Genomic DNA, 18,564 nt, shown 5'->3' with positions numbered 1-18,564 from the left:
CCTCCAGAAGGTGCGTACGGGCGGGCGGGGCGTGGTGAGGCGGATCAGAACCTGAATCCGCCCAGGAGGCTGGCCAGGCTCTCGCCGCCCGCCTTGATGCTGGGTGCGATGGCCGTACTGGCCAGGTAGAAGCCGAACAGCATCGCCACCAGGGCGTGCGACGCCTTCAGCCCGTCCTTGCGGAAGAGGACGAAGACGACGATGCCGAGCAGGACCACGCATGAGACCGAGACGATCATGTGAGTTCTCCTGGTTCGCGGGGACAGTCACCATGAGTACTTCCAGGATCACAGAATGTATCTATACGATAAAAGGTGCAACTGGGTGGATTCTCGCTGTTTTCCCCCGGTCGGGGGAGCGCTCTCCGGCTGTTCGCCCGACCCGCGGACCGGTGCCCTTGCGCCCGGACGGGTCTGTCGTGATCTTTACCTCGGGCACATCGGGTCATGTGCCGCGCGAGCCAGTACCCTGGCGATTCACCCGTACGGCTCTGCACCGCTCGCAGACGTACGCCCCGTCCCCGATGCACGAAGTGCTGCACAGTGAGAGGTGGTCCGGCGATGGCTGAAGTCCCCGACCCCGAGGTCGTGGAGCTGGCGACCAAGATCTTCGATCTGGCCCGGCGCGGCCGGACCGAGGAGCTCGTGGCCTACGTCGACGCGGGGGTGCCGGCCGATCTGACCAACGACCGGGGCGACTCGCTCGTGATGCTCGCCGCCTATCACGGCCACGCCCGGACGGTGCGCGCGCTGCTGGAGCGCGGCGCCGACGCCGACCGCGTCAACGACCGGGGCCAGACCCCCCTCGCAGGGGCGGTCTTCAAGGGGGAGACCGAGGTGATCGAGGCCCTTCTGAAGGGCGGCGCCGACCCGTCCGCCGGCACCCCCTCGGCCGTCGACACGGCCCGGATGTTCGGTCGGACGGAGCTGCTCGACCTGTTCGGCGAGCACTGAGCGACACGCTCTGACCAGCGAAGACACGGAAAACGGGGGAGGCGGTACAGGGACGCCGAAATTTCGGTCGCGGGAGATGTGACCGCCGGGTCATCATGACGACGTGATTCACGGACGCGATGGCTGGGCAGGTGTTGCCGCACCGCGCGGGCCGTGATGCGGTCCGCACGGGCCACAGACGAGAGGCAGGGAGAGATGGTCTGCAGCAAGCAGGAAACGGCGGGCGCCCCGACGTGTTGTCACGCGGCCAGGTAATGCACGTCCCCGGTTGCGTCGACGCTTGATGTGAGGCTGTTTCCCATGTTCGATCCGGTCATAGCGCCCAGCGGCACGCTGCTCGGCCTGCTCCAGCGGGGTCGTGGCGACGGCACGCTGCACGCGCTCACCGCCCCGCGCGCCGAAGCGCTCGCGGCGCTGAACCACTGCGTGCTGCGCGATCCGCGCCACGACTGGCAGCTGGAGAACCGCTCCCTCTACTACGCCCGCCTCTACCTCGATCTGCACGGCGAGCTGGACGCGATCGAGGCTCATCTCTTCGACCCCGAGGACGTCCTCGACACCGACGAGTCACGCACCGGACTCGCCCTCGCGGTCCTCGGGCACCTCGCCTCCTACGGCAGGCGGGACGCGCTCGAGCTGTTGCGCAGGTACGCCGCCCACGGCACCAACTGGGCCTGGGCCCTGGACGAACTCGCCCTCAGGGACGACGACGCGGGCCTGCGTGCCCTCGCCGTCCCGGTGCTGGCGCGGTTCGCCACCGACGCCGAGGGCGAAGCGGAACTGGCCGCCACCGTCCGCGACGCCTTCGAGCCGAGGCCCTGGCGACTGTGGGCCGACGATCCGCGCGCCTCCATCGCCACGCGCGTGCGTGCCGCACAGGAGGCCGGCTGTTTCGACCGCTGGCAGCGGCAGATGCGCCCCACCGGGCCCCGCCCCGGCTGGAGCGTGCGAGCCGTGTTCGAGTGGGCCCAGCAGGGCGTCGAACGCGGTGCCGCGCTCCATGTCCCGGCCGCCCGCTGCCTCACCGCCGTGGCGGGACCCGAGGACCGGCCCGAAATCGTCCGGGCCGCCCAGGACGGCACCGAGGGAGCCCGGTGCACCGCCCTGCGGTACCTCGCCGACAGCAACGATCCCGACGCCCTCGACCTGATCGAGGGCGCCGTGGCCACCGGCTCGCCGGCCGTCGTGGAGGCCGCCGTCGACGCCTTCGAACGCATGCGCAGCCTCGCCGCCGTCGACCGGGCACGCGGCTGGGCCCACCGGCCCGACCCGCTGGGCGCCGCCGCCGGCCGGGTCCTCGCCTGCCGGGGCGGGGTCCAGGACCGTGACCTGGTCCTCGCGGCGCTCCGTGAGGCGGTGCGGGGCGAGGGCCCCGACGCACCCACCTTGTGGACCCTCGTCGACGGCGCCGGTCGCCTCGGCATCGCCTGCGCCGCCCCCGTCCTCCGCCACATCTACCGCGAGACCGCCTCGTCCCATCTGCGGGGCCGGGCCGCACGCGCCCTCGCCGCCACCGATCCCTCCTTCGGCACCGGCTTCGCCGTCGAGTGCCTGTGGGACTGCGAGGAGTCCACCCGCGAGATCGCCGCCCGGCACGCCGAGACCGGGGACACCCGGGTCGTCGAGCGCCTGCGCCGGCTCGCCGCCGACCCGGCGGAGGAGGCCGAGGTGCAGACCGCCGTGCGCAGCCGGATCGGCCCCGAGGAGACCGCCGTGTGACGCGTTCGGGCGCGCGCGGTGTGAACGGGGGGCGACCCGCGGGCCAGGTGCGCGTGGATGCCGTCTGACCCGTCCGGGGCGCGGTGCAACGCTCATGGCGCGTTCCCCGCGCGGAAAGATCCACGTTGACGTGGCCACGTCCGGCGCGGCGACAACACCGGTATGCGTGTCGTCATCGTGACCGAATCCTTTCCCCCCGATGTGAACGGCGTGGCCCACTGCGCGTTCCAGACCGCCCTGCACCTCGTCGACCGCGGTCACACCCCCGTCGTCGTCGCCCCCGCCCCCGCCGGCGACGCGCCCGACGACCGGGCGCCGTGTCCCGTCGTCCGTGTCCCCTCCCTTCCGCTCCCCGGCTACCCCCAGGTCCGCGTCGCCCTCCCCAGCCGTCGTCTCGCCGCCACGATCGCCGAGCACCGGGCCGACGTCGTCCACCTGGCCGGTCCCTTCGTCCTCGGGGTGCGCGGCATGGCGGCCGCCGCCCGCCTCGGCCTGCCCGCCGTCGCCGTCTACCAGACCGACCTCGCCGGATACGCCCGCACGTACATGGGCGCGGGCGAGGCGGCGGCCTGGCGGCGCCTCCGCTCCGTGCACACGGCCGCCGACCTCACCCTGGCTCCGTCCGGCGCCGCCCTGCGCGACCTGGAGGCGCACGGCGTACCCAGGGTCAAGCTGTGGCCGCGCGGTGTGGACACCGCCCGCTTCCGGCCCGGCCTGCGCGACGCGGCGCTGCGCCGCGCGCTCGCCCCGAACGGCGAACTCGTCGTCGGCTACGTCGGCCGGCTCGCCCCCGAGAAGCAGGTGGAGCTGCTGGCCGGGGCGTGCACCCTGCCCGGGGTGCGGGTCGTGGTCGTCGGCGACGGGCCCAGCCGACCGGGACTGGAGCAGGCGCTGCCCGGCGCGGTCTTCCTGGGGCGCCGCACCGGCGGCGAGCTCGCCCGGCTCTTCGCCTCCCTGGACGTCTTCGTGCACACCGGGCCGTTCGAGACCTTCTGCCAGACCGTGCAGGAGGCGATGGCGAGCGGCGTACCCGTGGTGGCGCCCGCGGCGGGCGGCCCGCTGGACCTGGTCGCGCACGGGCGCACCGGACTGCTCGTACCGCCGCGCGACGCCACCGCCGTACGCGACGCGGTGCGCACCCTGGCCGCCGACCCCGGGCTGCGGGCCGCGTACGGAGCGGCGGGGCGCGCGACGGTCGAGGGACGCACCTGGGCCGCCGTCGGGGACCGGCTGATCGGACACTACGCGGATGTGCGCGCCGGGCGCAGGACGGCGGTGGCGGCATGAACGGGAGGCCGGCGAGCGGTCGTCCGTCCCGGGCGGGCGGCCCGGTGCGGACCGACGGGCCGCTGCGGATCGTGCGGCTCGCGAACTTCGTCGCACCCGCCTCCGGCGGGCTGCGCACCGCGCTGCGGGAACTCGGCAAGGGCTACCGCGCGGCGGGGCACCGGCCCGTGCTCGTCGTCCCCGGTGAGCGGGAGAGCGACCGCGAGACCGAGCAGGGGAGGGTGATCACGCTGCCGGGCCCGCTGCTGCCCGGCACCGGCGGTTACCGCGTCCTCGTCGGCGAGGCGCGGATCGCCGGCCTGCTCCGGGAACTGGCCCCCGACCGCCTCGAGGTGTCCGACCGCACGACCCTGCGCTGGACCGGCAGGTGGGCCCGGCGGGCCCGGATCCCGGCGGTCATGGTCTCCCACGAGACCGTCGACGGAGTGCTGCGCACCTGGGGACTGCCGGACGGCACCGCCCGGCGCACCGCCGACGCCCTCAACATCCGCACGGCCCACACGTACGCGCGCGTGGTGTGCACCACCGAGTTCGCCGAGCGGGAGTTCGTGCGCATCGGGGCCCGCAACGTCGTCCGCGCCCCGCTGGGCGTCGACCTGAGGGAGCGGCATCCCGCGCTGCACGACCCGGGACTGCGGGCCCGCCACGCGCGCGCGGGGGAGACGCTGCTGGTGATGTGCTCCCGGCTGTCCCCGGAGAAACGGCCGGGCACGGCGCTGGACGCGCTGGAGGCACTGCGGCGGCGCGGGCGGCGGGCGGTGCTGGTGGTGGCCGGTGACGGGCCGCTGCGGGTACGGCTCGCACGACGCGCGCGGGAGCGCGGACTGCCGGTGACCTTCCTGGGACACGTCCGCGACCGGGCGCTCCTCGGCGCGCTCCAGGCCTGTGCCGACGTGTGCCTGGCACCGGGGCCCGCCGAGACCTTCGGACTCGCCGCACTGGAGGCGATGGCCTGCGGTACGCCCGTCGTGGCGAGTGCGTCGTCGGCCCTGCCGGAGGTGATCGGCGAGTCCGGCGCGGTCGCGGAGGACCGGGGCGAGGCCTTCGCGGAAGCCGTCGAGCTGCTCCTGGAACGGCCGGGGCCGGACCGGCGCGAGGCGGCCCGCGCGCGTGCGGAGCGCTTCGGGTGGGACGCCTCCGTGGCGGCGTTCCTCGCGGCCCATGACGCGCCGGGCACGGTGCGGCGAGAGACGGACCCGGTGCGGCCAGCGGCACCGGGCGGGCAGGAGGTTGCGGCTCCGGTACGGCCCGGCGCGCGGCCCGCCGTACCCGGGGGGATCTCGTGAGAGCACTGGGGTGCGCGGCCCTCGGGGACTCGCCGGCCGAGGGCGTCGGGGACCGCGCCGGCGGCGCGCGGCGGGGCCGGGCCGCGCTGCTCGCCGAGCCGCTGGGCCCGGAGCCCGCGCGGTTCACCGACCTCGCGGTGAGCGGCGCGCAGACGCGTGACGTGATCGAGGGGCGGCCGCCCGCCGCGCCGGCGCTGCGGCCCGCCCTCGTGTCCGCCGTCGTCGGGGTCGACGACACCCTGCGCCGCACCTTCGGCATCCGCGCCGTGGCCGCACGGTTCGACCAGGTGTACGCGGCCTGCACGGGGCGGGGCGCCGGGCTGCTCACCGCGTGCCCGCCCGACCCCGGCACGGTGCTGGGACTGCCGGGGGAGCCGGCCCGGCGGCAGCGGGCGGTGAACAGCGTGGGCCACGCGCTGTCCGACCGGTACGGCGCGGTGCACCTGCACGCGTGCGAGGGCGGCCGGACCACCGACCGCGCGATGTGGAGCGCGGACCGGCTGCACCCCGGTGAGCCGGGGCACCGTCAGCCGGCCCTGCGGTTCCACGCGCTGCCGGCGGCACGCGGGATCGCGACCGCCCGCCGCGCCGTCGCCCGCGCCGGAGTCCCCGGCGCCCACCCCGACGGCGAGCCGGTGGTGGCCGGCCACGGCCGGCGCCGGCCGCGCTGTCCCCGGGGAGCAACGGCCGGACGCCGCCTGAGTGTTCAGCGGCGGCGCACGGCGACGAAGCGGACCGGGGTGCCGGGTGCCGCCTGGGCGGCGGCCGGGAGATCGCTGGGGCGGACGACCGCGATCACGGGATAGCCCCCGGTGGTCGGGTGGTCGGCCAGGAACACCACCGGCCTGCCGTCGGGCGGCACCTGGACCGCCCCCAGCACCATGCCCTCGCTGGGGAGTTCGTCCGGCCGGGCCCGCTCCAGGGCCGGCCCGGTCGTGCGCAGCCCGATGCGGTTGCTCGCGGGGGAGACGTGGTACGTGCGGGACGTGAGGACCCGGACCGCCTCCGGGGTGAACCAGTCGTCGCGCGGGCCCGGTGTCACGCGCAGGACGAGTTCGTCCGGGGGCGCCGGCTGCGGGGCGACGTCCACGCGCGCGTGGTCTCCCCGAGGAATCCCGAGGGGGAGGACGGCGCCGTCCGTGAGGGGGGCCGGGCCGAGGCCCGAGAGCAGGTCGGTGGAGCGGCTGCCGAGCACCGGATCGACGGCGATCCCACCGGAGACGGCGACGTAGGCGCGCACGCCCGACGTCGCCGCCCCGACGTCCAGGACCGACCCGGCACGCACGCGCACCGGCGCCCCCCAGGCGACCGGCCGGCCGTCCACCGCGACGGGGCAGGGGGCACCGGTGACCGCGACGACGACCGCCGAACGCGGGCGCAGCGCACAGCCGTTGAGGGTCGTCTCCAGGACGGCGGCGTCCGCCGGGTTGCCGGCCAGCCGGTTGGCGAGCGCCGCCGCGGGTCCGTCCAGCGCCCCGGAGCGGGGCACGCCCAGGTGGGCGTGCCCGGGGCGGCCCCGGTCCTGCACGGTGGTCAGGGCTCCCGCCCGGACGACGGCGAGCGCACGGTCCGTCATGCCGCCGGCCCCGTCACGGCCACGGGCACGAACCGCACGCGCGTGCCGGGGGAGAGCAGCGCCGCCGGCACGCGCGCGTGGTCCCACAGCACGAGGTCGGTCGTGCCGATCAGCTGCCAGCCGCCCGGCGAGGACCGCGGGTACACGCCCGTGTAGGGCCCCGCCAGCGCCACCGAGCCGGCCGGCACGGCCGTGCGCGGGGTCGGCCTGCGGGGCACGTCGTAGCGCGGCGGCAGCCCCGTCAGGTAGCCGAAGCCGGGCGCGAAGCCGCAGAAGGCGACGCGGAACTCGGTGCCCGCGTGGACACGCGCCACCTCCCGCGCGGGAACGCCCCAGTGCGCGGCGACGTCGGCGAGGTCGGGACCGTCGTAGCGCACCGGGATCTCGACCGTCTCCGGCGCGCTCGGGGGCACGGGCGGCAGCGCACGGGCGGTGAGCTCGGCGGCCAGCCGGGCGGGGTCGGACAGGCCGTCGAGCAGGACCGTACGCGCCGCCGGCACGATCTCGCCGACCGGCAGCGAGCCCTCCGCGCGGCGCCGCAGCAACTCCGCGTGGAGCGCCTGGGCCTCGGCGCCCGAGGAGACCTCGACGAGCAGGGCGTCCTCGCCGACGGGCAGCACCCTCATGCGAAGGCCTCCACCCGGACCCCGGACGCCTCCAGGCCGTCCCGGACCCGCCGCGCCAGCTCCACCGCGCCGGGCGTGTCGCCGTGCAGGCACAGGGAACGCGCCCGCACCCCGATCCGTCGTCCCGAGAGAGCCGTGACCTCGCCGGAGCGGGCCAGGTCCACCGAGCGCGCCACGACGGACGCGGGATCGGTGACCACGGCGCCCTCCTGACGGCGCGGCACCAGGGTGCCCTCGTCGGTGTACGCGCGGTCGGCGAACGCCTCCGTGACGACCGGCAGGCCCGCCTTCCCGGCCAGCTCCAGCAGCCGCGATCCGGGCAGGCCGAGCACGGGCAGCGTGGCGTCCGCGAGGAGCACCCCGTCGACGACCGCGCCGGCCTGCTCCTCGTCGCGGACGACCCGGTTGTACAGCGCCCCGTGCGGTTTGACGTACGCCACGCGGGCGCCCGCCGCGCGGGCGAACACCTCCAGGGCGCCGATCTGGTAGGCCACCTCGGCCGCCAGCTCGGCGGGCGGCACGTCCATCGCGCGCCGCCCGAACCCCGCCAGGTCCCGGTAGGAGACCTGGGCCCCGATCCGTACCCCGCGCTCGGCCGCGAGCCCGCACACCCGGCGCATGGTGGCCGCGTCCCCGGCGTGGAAGCCGCAGGCCACGTTGGCGCTGGTGACGACGGACAGCAGCCGTTCGTCGTCGGTGAGCCGCCAGCGGCCGAAGCCCTCGCCGAGGTCGGCGTTCAGATCGATGGAGGTCATGGATCCTTCGTTTCTCCTTCTCGGGCCGCGCGGACCGTCAGACCACGCGGAACTGCTCGTCGCGGGCGTCGCTGAGGAACATCTGCCCCGGTGCGTGCGTGATGGCGAACGGCGGGCGCGAGGCCGTGACCGCGGCCTGCGGTGTCACGCCGCAGGCCCAGAACACCGGGATGTCGTCCGGCTCGAGGTCCACCGGATCGCCGAAGTCGGGGCGGCCCAGGTCGTCGATGCCCAGCGCCGCGGGATCGCCGCAGTGCACGGGACCGCCGTGCACCGCCGGCAGCAGACTGCTCTCCCGGATCGCCGCCGAGAGGTGCGCGGGCGGCACCGGCCGCATGGACACCACCAGCGGCCCGCGCAGCCGCCCCGCCGGACGGCACTGCCAACTCGTCACGTACATGGGAACGTTGCGCCCCTGCTCGACGTGCCGGACCGGAACGCCCGCCGCCGTCAGCGCCCACTCGAAGGTGAAGCTGCAGCCGATCAGGAACGACACCAGGTCACCGCGCCAGTGCGCCCGCACGTCCGTCGGCTCGTCCACCAGCTCGCCGTTCTCCCAGACCCGGTAGCGCGGCAGATCGGTGCGCAGGTCCGCGTCCTCGGCGAGGACGGTGGTGACGGATCCGGCGTCGGTGACGTCGAGGACCGGGCAGGGCTTGGGATTGCGCTGGCAGAACAGCAGCATGTCGTACGCCCAGTCGGCGGGCACCGAGATCAGATTGGCCTGGGTGTGGCCCGCGGCCACGCCGGCCGTGGGGCCGGCCAGTCCCTCCCGGAAGCGGATCCGTGCCGTCCGAGGGGTCCACGCGTGCGCCTGTCCGTCGGCGAGGGCCACGGGGCGGTCGCCCACGGTGGTCGGCGGACGGTCGTCGGTGTGGTTCACTCCAGCTCCTTCCCGCGCGTCTCCGGCAGTCCCAGCAGCGCCAGCGCCGCCAGGCCGTAGCCGACCGCACCGAAGACCAGCGCCCCGCCCACGCCCCAGCCGTCGGCGAGGAAGCCGACGGTCGTGGGGAAGACGGCGCCCACGGCACGCCCGGTGTTGTACGTGAAGCCCTGTCCCGTGCCGCGCACCGCCGTCGGGTACAGCTCGCTCAGGTAGGAGCCGAAGCCGCTGAAGATCGCCGACATGCAGAACCCCAGCGGGAAACCGAGCACGAGCACCAGGGTGTCGGCGCCGCTCGGGATGTTCGTGTACGCCACGATGCAGACCGCCGACAGCAGGGCGAAGAGCCAGATGTTGCGCCGGCGGCCCAGCCGGTCGGTGAGGTGGCCGCCGGTCAGGTAGCCGATGAAGGCGCCCGAGATCAGGAACGTCAGGTAGCCGCCGGTGCCGACGACCGACAGGCCGCGCTCCGTCTTCAGATAGGTCGGCACCCAGGTGGCCAGGGTGTAGTAACCGCCCTGGACGCCGGTGGAGAGCAGCACGGCGAAGAGCGTGGTGCGCAGCAGCCCCGGCGCTCCCGCCCGCCCCGGCCGGAAGATCGCCGCGAACGAGCCCTTGTGGGCGCTCCTCTCCCGCGCGGCGGCCGCCTCGGGAGCGTCCCGCACGCTGCGCCGCACCCACACGACGAGCAGCGCCGGCAGCGCGCCGGTCCAGAACATCACGCGCCAGGCCAGATCGTCGCCGACGAGCGAGAAGATCATCGTGTACACGATCACGGCCAGCGCCCAGCCCACGGCCCAGGAGCTCTGGACCGCCCCGAGGGTGCGGCCGCGGTGCCTGGCGCTCGCGTACTCGGCGACCAGGATGGCGCCGACCGCCCACTCGCCGCCGAAGCCGAGGCCCTGGAGGGCCCGGAACACCAGCAGCGTCTCGTAGTCGGGCGCGAAACCGCAGGCCACGGTGAACACCGCGTACGTGATCACGGTCAGCAGCAGCGCCTTCACCCGGCCGACGCGGTCCGCCAGTACGCCGGCGAGGGCGCCGCCGACCGCGGAGACCACCAGGGTGACGGTCGTGAGCAGACCGGTCTGGCCGCTGTTCAGACCGAAGTACGCGGACAGCGCGACCATGGTCAGCGGCAGCGTGAAGTAGTCGTACGAGTCCAGGGCGTAGCCGCCGAACGCGCCGCCGAAGGCGCGTCGGCCGCGCGGTCCCAGCGCGCGCAGCCAGCCGAACGCCCCGTCGTCGTCGGAACGTCCGGCCGCCGCGGGGCGTGGTGGGTCGGTCAGGGCCTGCGGTGGGGGAGTCGTGCTCATGGGCACCTCGCAGTGGGAGGACGGAGGGTGCTGAGGAAGTGAGCCGTGCGGAGAAGGTAGAGGATCGTTGAACGATCCTTCAATACCCGTGTTGTCCCGTCCTCCCGCGTGCGATTGAATTCCGGGCATGGCAGAGCAGCTGAGGGGACTGGCCGACGACCGCGCCCTGTTGGGCCGCACCAGCACCGCCGAGCGGGTCGCGGACATCCTCAGGAGCCGGATCGCCGAGGGGTACTTCCCGCCCGGGACGCGGCTGTCGGAGGACGGCATCGGCGGGGCGCTGGGGGTCTCCCGCAACACGCTGCGCGAGGCGTTCCGGCTGCTCACGCACGAGCGGCTGCTCGTCCACGAGCTGAACCGGGGAGTGTTCGTCCGGGTGCTGACCGTCGAGGACGTCGAGGACATCTACCGCACCCGCCGGCTCGTCGAGTGCGCCGTCGTGCGCGGCCTCGGCGAGCCTCCGTACGGACTGGACGCACTCGCCGAGGTGGTGGAGGAGGGGCGCCGGGCGGCGCGCGAAGGTGACTGGAAAGCCGTGGGTACGGCCAACATCCACTTCCACCGGGAACTGGTGGCCCTCGCCGCCAGCGAGCGCACCGACGAACTGATGCGCAGCGTCTTCGCCGAACTGCGGCTCGCCTTCCACGTGGTGGACGAACCCCGCAAGCTGCACGAACCGTACATCGCGCGGAACGTCGCGATTCTCCAGGCGCTGCAGGCCGGCGAACGGGAGGAGGCCGAGCAGCTGCTCGCGGCCTACCTCGACGTCTCGCTGGAGCGGGTGGTGGAGGTGTACCGGCGCCGGGTGGGGGAGGACGGACAGGGCGGCTGAGCCACGGCGACGAGCGGCGGCGGAACGCGGGCGCGACGGCCGTGACGCCGGGGTGCGTCCGCCCCGTTTGGGCCGTTGTCAGACCGAGGACCTAGTCTGTGCACCGTGACATCGCCTGCATCGACGGACAGTGCTCCGCCCCAGCTCAGCGCGGGGCCGCGGCCCGCACCGGGCCCGGCCGCCGACGAGGGGCTGGCGCGGCGGCTGCGCGCGCTCGCCTGCACCGCGCCCCTGCACGACCTGGACGCGCGCAAGGCCAACCTGGCCGGTGAGTACTCGGTGTACGGCATGGCGGAGATCGCCCTGGCCGCCATCGACCTCGTCACGCTGAACATGGACTTCGACACGGGCGCGGACCACGACCAGATCGTCGCCCGGCTCGTCCCGCGCATCGCCGCCCAGGCCCCGCGCCGCCCCGCCGCCGAACACGAGCGGGTGGCCCGCTGGGTCCTGGAGAACCTGATCAACGTCGGCAGCGTCGACCGCGGCTTCCGGGCGGTGTACGGCGTGTTCGGGGAGGACGGCACCTATGTGCGCCGCGACTACGACTTCAAGCTGATCGAGGAGGTCCCCGGCCCCGGCGGCACGGTGTACCTGCGGACCACCGACGAGGCCGTCAACGTCCTGGTCGGCGCCCTGGACACCGACGTCACCAGCGCGCAGATCGCCGCCGAGGTCAAGCTGGAGGTGCTGATCAGCCGCGGCCGGCTCGCCGACGCCCAGCTCGCCGCGGAACAGGCCCGCTACCGGACCGTGCAGTACTCCGAGACCCTGCGCCGGGCGCTGGAGGCCACCCGGCGCAACGTGCGCGCGGTGGACTGGCTGCGCGCCGTACCCGACATGATCACCGAGGCGCTGGACCACGTGGCGGACCGGTACCGCCACGAGAACGCGATCCTCACCAACATCCGCAAGGCCCGCGACGAGTCCGAGGACCCCGAGCACAAGCGGCGGGCCGCCGAACTGGTGGACATCGTCAAGGACTGCATCAGGCGGCACACGCAGCTGCAGTCCCGGCTGCTGGAGGCCGGCCCGCTGTTCCGCGCCGAACAGGACCGGCAGGCCTTCGCCACCCCCGCGGCCACCTCGGGCACGGACCTCTACGGCCACCTCCTGGCGCCCCTGCTGCCGCTGCCCGTGGAGCAGGCGGCCCGGGTCACCGACGCCTTCTTCGCCCGCGGCACCGGACTGCGCACCCCGGTGTCCGTCCGGGTCGCCGACCTCGTCGGGATCCTGCTGACGCCGCCCGTGGAGCGGGAGCACCTCGGCGCCGAGATGCCGGAGCCCGACCTCATCGCCACCCCCGACGACAGCCGCTTCAGCGAGGAGCAGCTGGCGGCGGCCACGGAGCTGCTGGACCTGCCCGCCGACGCGCCGCGCCGACTGTCCGGACTGCTCGCCGACGCACGCCGCCAGGACCCCGAGCTGCCGTATCTGGTCGCCCTGCTGGCGATCCACGCCGCCAGCCCGCCGGTCGGCACCGCCTACCGCCAGGGCGAGCGGAAGCTGCTGTTCGCCGTGGACGACGGCACCGAGCTCGACGACCCCGAGTTCGGCGGCGCCGACCTCGTCGTCGGCACCGCCCTGCTGGACGCGGCGGGGATGGCGGCGGACCGGACGGAGGCGGCGTGATGGTCCCGCCGAAGGGCGACCGCGGGTCCGCGGAGGCCGGCCGGACCCACGCCGCGGAGCCGCGGTCGACACGCTCCCGCACCCCCGAAGGAGCCGGCCGCACCGTTGTCTTCCAGAGCGAGGAGCCGAAACCGTGACCGAGCACGTCGAGTGGAGTGAGCCGGAGACCGGTGCCGCACCGGTCGGTGCCGCCGTCACGCCCGCCGACGCCGCCGACGCGGCGCGGCTCGTCGCCTTCGGCCTCCAGCCCAAGCTCCAGCCGGCCCGCGACCAGGAGTACGCGGACCTGCTGCGCCGCTACCGCGAGGACCCGCCGTTCGCGCGGCTCGCCGACGCCGTGGCCACCGGCCTCGGACTGATCGTGCTGGAGGTGTCCCCGCGCGCCGGCATGGCCGTGACCGCCGCCGAGGACTCCGTCTTCGCCGTCCGCATGGGCGACTACGCGCGCCGCACCTCCGCCGACGGCAGCGACCGCTTCCTGCACGGGCTCGCCCACCTCGCCGTCGCCGCCATGGCCTTCCCCCGCCCGGAGGACCTCGCCGACGACGGCTACATCGGACGGGTCACGGTCAACGGCGTCGACGCCTTCGTCCGCCAGGCCTGTCACCGGCTGGAGGAGCGGGCCGCCGAACAGGGCGAGAACACCGACCCGGCCAGCGACGCCCCGGGGCTGGAGGCCGCCTGGCGGGTCTGGGCCAGACGCAGCGCGACCGGAGCCACCAAGGACGCGCGCCGGCTCGCGGGCTCCACCACCGGCATCGTCGCCAAGGCCGTCACCTTCCTCACCGACTCCGGCTTCCTGCAGCGCACCGGCGACGACAACGGCGGCACGTACCGCACCACGGCCCGCTACCAGCTCCAGGTGCGCGACATGGCGGGCAGCGCCGCCATGGCCGAACTGCTGGAACTGGGCGTCGTCCCGGTCACCGACGGCACGCCCACCCTGCTGCCCCCCGAGGACGCCGACGACCTGGAGCTCGTCGCCGACGCCGGCCTGCCGTTCCACTCCTCCTGAACTCCCCGTTTCACGAAGTCCTACGAGAGTCCGCCATGTACGAGCTGTCCCGGGTCCGCCTCTACTCCATCGGGCCCGCCGGTGCGCGCTACGCCGACACCGTGCTTGACCTGCGCGGTGTGGGCGAGGCCGTGCCCGACCCCGCGCCGACGCAGGCGGAGTTCTTCGAGGAGGAGCCCGTCGGCCCGCCGCGCCGGCCCGCGCCCGCCGGTGTGCTCTTCCTGGAGAACGGCGGCGGCAAGTCCGTCCTGCTGAAGCTGATCTTCTCCGTGATGCTCCCGGGCCACCGCAACACCCTCGGCGGCGCCAGCTCCGGCGTCCTGCGCAAGTTCCTGCTCGCCGACGACTGCGGCCACGTGGCGCTGGAGTGGCAGCACGTACAGACCGGCGAGTGCGTCGTCGTCGGCAAGGTCAGCGAGTGGCGGGGCCGCCAGGTCTCCAACGACCCGCGGAAGTTCGCCGAGGCCTGGTACTCCTTCCGGCCCGGCCCCGGCCTCAGCCTCGACAACCTGCCCGTCGCCGAGGCCACGGCCGTACGGCCGCCCGTCGAGGGCCAGTCGGGCGCGCGGGGGCGGCGCCGCACCATGAAGGGCTTCCGGGACGCCCTCACCGAGGCGGGCAAGACGTACCCGCACCTGGAGGTGCACTGGGAGGAGATCCACGAGCGCTGGACCGAGCACCTCGGCGAGCTGGGACTCGACCCCGAGCTCTTCCGCTACCAGCGGGAGATGAACGCCGACGAGGGCGAGGCCGCCGGCCTCTTCGCCGTCAAGAAGGACTCCGACTTCACCGACCTGCTGCTGCGCGCCGTCACCGACACCCGGGACACCGACGGGCTCGCCGACCTGGTCGGCGGCTTCGGCAACAAGCTGGGCCGGCGCGCGGAGCTGATCGCCGAACGGGACTTCACCGCCGGGTCGGTCGACCTCCTCGGCCGGATCGTCGAGGCCGCCGACGCCCGCACCCGCGCGCGGGAGATCCACGCCGCCGCCGAGCGCCGGACCCGCACCCTGGCCCACCGGCTCTCCGCGCGGGGCACCCGGGAACGCGTCCGCGCGGCCGACCTGGCCGGGCGGGTCACCGCCGCCGCGTACGCCGTCACCCATGCCGAGGCGGCCCGCGAGCGCAGTGCCCTGATCTCCGCCGAACTCGCCTACCGCCACGCCTCCCTGGCGCTCGCCGCCGCGGAGAGGTCCGCCGCCGCCCAGAAGCGCGAGCTCGCCGACGCCCGCACGCTGTACGCGGCCTGGCAGGCCGCCGAGGCGGTGCTGCGCCACCGCGCCGCCGCCGACCGCGTCGCGCGCGTGTCCGCCGCGATCCAGGAGGCCGAGCGGGACGCGGCGCCCGCGCTGGCCGCGCGCGCCAAGGCCGCCGTCGACCTCGTCCGTGCCCTGCACGCCGCCGCGCGGAACGCCGAGAACCTCGCCAACGAGGAGGAGGAGCGGTCCGCCGCCCTCCAGGAGGTCAGCGACTCCGCCTACCGCGACTCCACCGCCGCCGCCACCGAGGCGCAGCGGGCCCGCAGCGAGATCGGGCACCTGCGGCAGCGCCTCACCGAGGTCGAGCAGGAGACCGCCGAGGCGGTCCGGGCCGGCTGGCTCGACGACAGCGCCCCCGACGCCGATCCCGCCCGGGCCGCCCTCGCGGCCAGCGACGCCGAGAAGACGGCGGTCGCCGCCTGGGACTCCGCCCGCGAGGCGTCCCGCCGGGCCGGCGAGCACGCGCGCGAGGCAGCCGCCGCCGAGAGCCGCGCGGAGCTCACCGCGGCCCGCGCGGCGGACGCGGCCGCGGCGGCCGAGCGCGCGCACGAGGGCGAGCGCCGCACCGCCGAGGCCCTCGCCTCCGAGGAACGGCTGGCGGAGCTGCTGAGCCTGACCGGCACCGCTCCACGACCGTCCGTCCCGCGGCCCCGGCACGACACGGACGCCGGACCGGACGACACCCCGGCCGACGGTGCCCTCACCGCCGAGGAACTCGACCGCTTCGCCGACGACCTGCGCGAACTGCTGGACGACGCGGTCTCCTCCGCCGAGCGGCAGTTGTTCGAGCTGCGCACCGCCGCCGCCGACGACGCCCGCATCCTCGGTGCCCTCGGCGACGGCGGGCTGCTGCCGCCCGGCCCGGACGTGCTGGCGACCGTCGAGTTCCTCGGCGAGCACGGCATCCCGGCCCTGCCCGGCTGGCGCTACCTCGCCCAGGCCGTCGACCCCGCCGACCACGCGCGTGTGCTGGCCGCCCGCCCCGAGCTGGTCGACGGCGTCATCATCACCGACCCCGACTCCCACGTCCGCGCCCGCGAGGCGCTGAGCGACGCCGCCCTGCTGCCCCGGTCGGCCGTCGCGGTCGGCACGGCCGCCGCCCTGCTCGCCCCGACCCCGGCGCCGGGCACGGACACCGGGGACGTCTTCCTCGTCCCGCCGAACCCGGCCATGCACGACGAGCACGCCGCAGACGAGGAACGCCAGGCGCTGCGTGCCCGGGCGACCGCGCGGGACGAGGAGATCCGGGCGCTCGCCGCCCGGCTCGGCAAGGACCGGGAACTGGCGGCCCGGCTCGCCTCCTGGCGCACCGGCTGCCCGGCCGGCCGGCTCACCGAACTGGCGCGGGCGGCGCACGACGCGCGGGTGTTCGCCGAGGAGTCCGAGGCCGAGCTGGCCGAGGCGCGCACCGTACGCGCGGAGGCCGAGGAGGCCGCCGGCGAGGCCGCCAGGGTCCGTGACGAGCGGCAGGAGGCCGCGCAGAGGGCCCGGCGTGCCGCCGACGCCCTCGCCGGGCTCGCGTTCCGGCTGCGCGAACGGGCCGGATGGCAGGCCAAACTGCGCGAACTGGCCGACGACGCGACCGAGGCGGAGGCCCGCGCCCAGGCCTGCCTGGAACGCGCGCGGGCCGCCGACGAGGACCGGCGCGGCGCCCAGCGTGCCGCCGACGACGCCCGGCGCACCGCGCGTGCGCTGCGCGCCGAGCGCTCAGAGATCGCGGGCGCACCCGACGACGTGCCCGAGGACGGCACCGAGGCGCCGCAGACGTCCCTGCCCGCCCTGCGCGAGGCGTACCGGGCCGCGTCCCAGGTGTACGAGAAGGTCGGCGTCGGCGCCGACCTGCGCGCCGAACAGGCCCGCGCGGAGAGCGACGAGAGCGCGGCCCGCGCAGAACTGGACCGGCTCAGCAACAAGGTCCGTACCCGTGCCGAGCAACTGCTCCAGTCGCCCGACGGTTCCGACGGGCCCAGTCGGCAGGCCGCGGCCGCCCGTGCCGAGGAGCTGGTGCAGCTCCTGGAGACGCGCATGTCCAGCGCGAGCGAGCAGCTCGGGCGGTTGCGCGGCGAGGCCGAGCGACTCGCGCCCGAGAACGGCGAGGCACACACGGAGCTGCCCGAGGAGCTGGTGCCGCGCGACGCCGAGCACGCACAGGCCCTCCTGCGCACCGCCACGGCCGAACTCGCCTCCCGCAGCGAGGCGTTGAGCCAGGCCCGGGAGGCCCACGCCGAGCTGCTCGAGGCGCACCGCGCGGCCGAGGACGCGGCCGGAGGCTTCGACGAGGTCGCCGCCATGCTCCGCGACCTGCTGCGTGAGCACGCTCCCGAGGAGGAGCAGGAGCAGCCCGAGCCCTACCCGGGCAGCCTGGAGGAGGCCCGGCGGTCCGCCGCCGAGGCCCGCCGCTCGCTGCGCGGCTGTGCCGCCGACCTGTCCGCCGCCGAGTCCGCCGTGCGCGAGGCGAGCGACATCCTCGTCCGGCACGCCAACTCCACGCGCTACGAGCAGGTCCGCACCCCCGCGCGGCAGCAGATCCGCGAGCTGCCCGCCTCCGCGCTGCCCGAGCACGCCCAGAAGTGGGCGGACGCCTTCGCGCCTCGACTGCGCGTCCTCACCGACGAGTTGGAGCAGCTGGAACGGAACCGGGACTCGATCGTGGACCGGCTCAGGGGGCTCGTGGAGTCGGCCCTCGCCACCCTGCGCTCCGCCCAGCGGCTCTCCCGGCTGCCCGAGGGGCTCGGCGAGTGGTCCGGGCAGGAGTTCCTGCGCATCCGTTTCGAGGAGCCGGACCAGGCCACGCTCACCGAGCGGCTCGGGGAGGTCATCGACGAGGCGACCCGGTCGGCCGTCAGGAAGAACTCCGACCTGCGGCGCGACGGCATGTCCCTGCTGCTGCGCGGCGTCGCCGCCGCCCTCCAGCCGAAGGGCGTCGCCGTCGAGATCCTCAAGCCCGACGCGGTGCTGCGCGCCGAACGCGTCCCCGTGGGGCAGATGGGCGACGTGTTCTCCGGTGGCCAGCTGCTCACCGCGGCCATCGCCCTGTACTGCACGATGGCGGCCCTGCGCTCCAACGACCGGGGCCGGGACAGGCACCGGCACGCGGGCACCCTGTTCCTCGACAACCCCATCGGCCGCGCCAACGCCACCTACCTGCTGGAGCTCCAGCGGGCGGTCGCCGACGCGCTCGGTGTGCAGCTCCTGTACACCACCGGCCTGTTCGACACGACGGCGCTCGCGGAGTTCCCGCTCGTCATCCGGCTGCGCAACGACGCCGACCTCCGGGCCGGCCTGAAGTACATCAGCGTGGAGGAACACCTCAGGCCCGGTCTGCCGCAGCAGGATCCGACCGTGGAGGCGCACAGTGAGATCACCGCGACCCGGATGTTCAAGCGGCCCGCGCCGACGAGCGGGTGACCACGCGTCCCCCTCTC

General features: G+C 75.3%; 14 protein-coding genes and 1 pseudogene. 9 read left to right on the top strand and 6 right to left on the bottom strand.

Annotated elements, in window-relative coordinates:
- Positions 1-44: 44 nt before the first annotated feature.
- The gene (locus FHS37_RS22645) at positions 45-239 is read right to left on the bottom strand and encodes a hypothetical protein (RefSeq protein WP_184824188.1); all 195 of its coding nucleotides are present in this window, start codon (positions 237-239) and stop codon (positions 45-47) included.
- A 321-nt stretch (positions 240-560) separates the two neighbouring features.
- Between FHS37_RS22645 and FHS37_RS22640 the strand changes: the two genes are divergently transcribed.
- The 5 genes and pseudogenes from FHS37_RS22640 to FHS37_RS22620 form a co-directional block, all read left to right on the top strand.
- A complete protein-coding gene (locus FHS37_RS22640; RefSeq protein WP_184824186.1) occupies positions 561-953 on the top strand; it encodes an ankyrin repeat domain-containing protein in 393 nt (130 codons plus the stop codon).
- A 300-nt stretch (positions 954-1,253) separates the two neighbouring features.
- Positions 1,254-2,672, top strand: a complete 1,419-nt coding sequence (locus FHS37_RS22635) for a HEAT repeat domain-containing protein (RefSeq protein ID WP_184824184.1) — start codon at positions 1,254-1,256, stop codon at positions 2,670-2,672.
- A 162-nt stretch (positions 2,673-2,834) separates the two neighbouring features.
- A complete protein-coding gene (locus tag FHS37_RS22630) occupies positions 2,835-3,959 on the top strand; it encodes a glycosyltransferase family 4 protein (protein WP_184824182.1) in 1,125 nt (374 codons plus the stop codon).
- Positions 3,956-5,245, top strand: coding sequence for a glycosyltransferase (locus tag FHS37_RS22625; RefSeq protein ID WP_184824180.1), 1,290 nt, complete (start codon positions 3,956-3,958; stop codon positions 5,243-5,245). Before FHS37_RS22630 ends, FHS37_RS22625 begins: the two co-directional genes overlap by 4 nt.
- Positions 5,242-5,908 (top strand): annotated as a pseudogene (locus FHS37_RS22620) (GDSL-type esterase/lipase family protein); the annotation flags it as partial. The gene FHS37_RS22625 and the pseudogene FHS37_RS22620, both read left to right, overlap by 4 nt.
- Before the next feature lie 43 nt (positions 5,909-5,951).
- Here FHS37_RS22620 and FHS37_RS22615 read toward each other — a convergent pair.
- Genes FHS37_RS22615 through FHS37_RS22595 form a run of 5 tightly spaced genes read right to left on the bottom strand, consistent with a single transcriptional unit; the run spans position 5,952 to position 10,401 of the window.
- Positions 5,952-6,821 carry a 5-oxoprolinase subunit C family protein gene (locus FHS37_RS22615; protein ID WP_184824178.1) on the bottom strand — a complete coding sequence of 290 codons (870 nt, stop codon included), beginning with the start codon at positions 6,819-6,821 and terminating at the stop codon, positions 5,952-5,954.
- Positions 6,818-7,447, bottom strand: a complete 630-nt coding sequence (locus FHS37_RS22610) for a 5-oxoprolinase subunit B family protein (RefSeq protein ID WP_184824176.1) — start codon at positions 7,445-7,447, stop codon at positions 6,818-6,820. Before FHS37_RS22610 ends, FHS37_RS22615 begins: the two co-directional genes overlap by 4 nt.
- Entirely contained in the window at positions 7,444-8,202 is a 759-nt protein-coding gene (locus FHS37_RS22605; protein WP_184824175.1) for a LamB/YcsF family protein, read from the bottom strand. Before FHS37_RS22605 ends, FHS37_RS22610 begins: the two co-directional genes overlap by 4 nt.
- Positions 8,203-8,239: 37 nt before the next feature.
- Positions 8,240-9,085, bottom strand: coding sequence for a putative hydro-lyase (locus tag FHS37_RS22600; protein WP_184824173.1), 846 nt, complete (start codon positions 9,083-9,085; stop codon positions 8,240-8,242).
- Positions 9,082-10,401, bottom strand: coding sequence for an MFS transporter (locus tag FHS37_RS22595; protein WP_184824171.1), 1,320 nt, complete (start codon positions 10,399-10,401; stop codon positions 9,082-9,084). Before FHS37_RS22595 ends, FHS37_RS22600 begins: the two co-directional genes overlap by 4 nt.
- Before the next feature lie 127 nt (positions 10,402-10,528).
- Here FHS37_RS22595 and FHS37_RS22590 point away from each other — a divergent pair, with 127 nt between their 5' ends.
- From FHS37_RS22590 to FHS37_RS38890, 4 genes are all read left to right on the top strand, one after another.
- Positions 10,529-11,233 carry a GntR family transcriptional regulator gene (locus FHS37_RS22590; protein ID WP_184824169.1) on the top strand — a complete coding sequence of 235 codons (705 nt, stop codon included), beginning with the start codon at positions 10,529-10,531 and terminating at the stop codon, positions 11,231-11,233.
- Positions 11,234-11,338: 105 nt separating this feature from the next.
- Positions 11,339-12,865, top strand: coding sequence for a hypothetical protein (locus FHS37_RS22585; RefSeq protein ID WP_184824167.1), 1,527 nt, complete (start codon positions 11,339-11,341; stop codon positions 12,863-12,865).
- A gap of 133 nt (positions 12,866-12,998) precedes the next feature.
- Entirely contained in the window at positions 12,999-13,880 is an 882-nt protein-coding gene (locus FHS37_RS22580; protein WP_184824164.1) for a hypothetical protein, read from the top strand.
- A gap of 35 nt (positions 13,881-13,915) precedes the next feature.
- Positions 13,916-18,547, top strand: coding sequence for a hypothetical protein (locus FHS37_RS38890; RefSeq protein ID WP_221500177.1), 4,632 nt, complete (start codon positions 13,916-13,918; stop codon positions 18,545-18,547).
- Positions 18,548-18,564 lie beyond the last annotated feature (17 nt).

It is taken from the genome of Streptomyces griseomycini, assembly GCF_014203535.1.
Classification (GTDB): Bacteria; Actinomycetota; Actinomycetes; order Streptomycetales; family Streptomycetaceae; genus Streptomyces; species Streptomyces griseomycini.
Note: the sequence above shows the minus strand (reverse complement) of the source record. Positions and strands in the feature narration are given on the sequence as shown.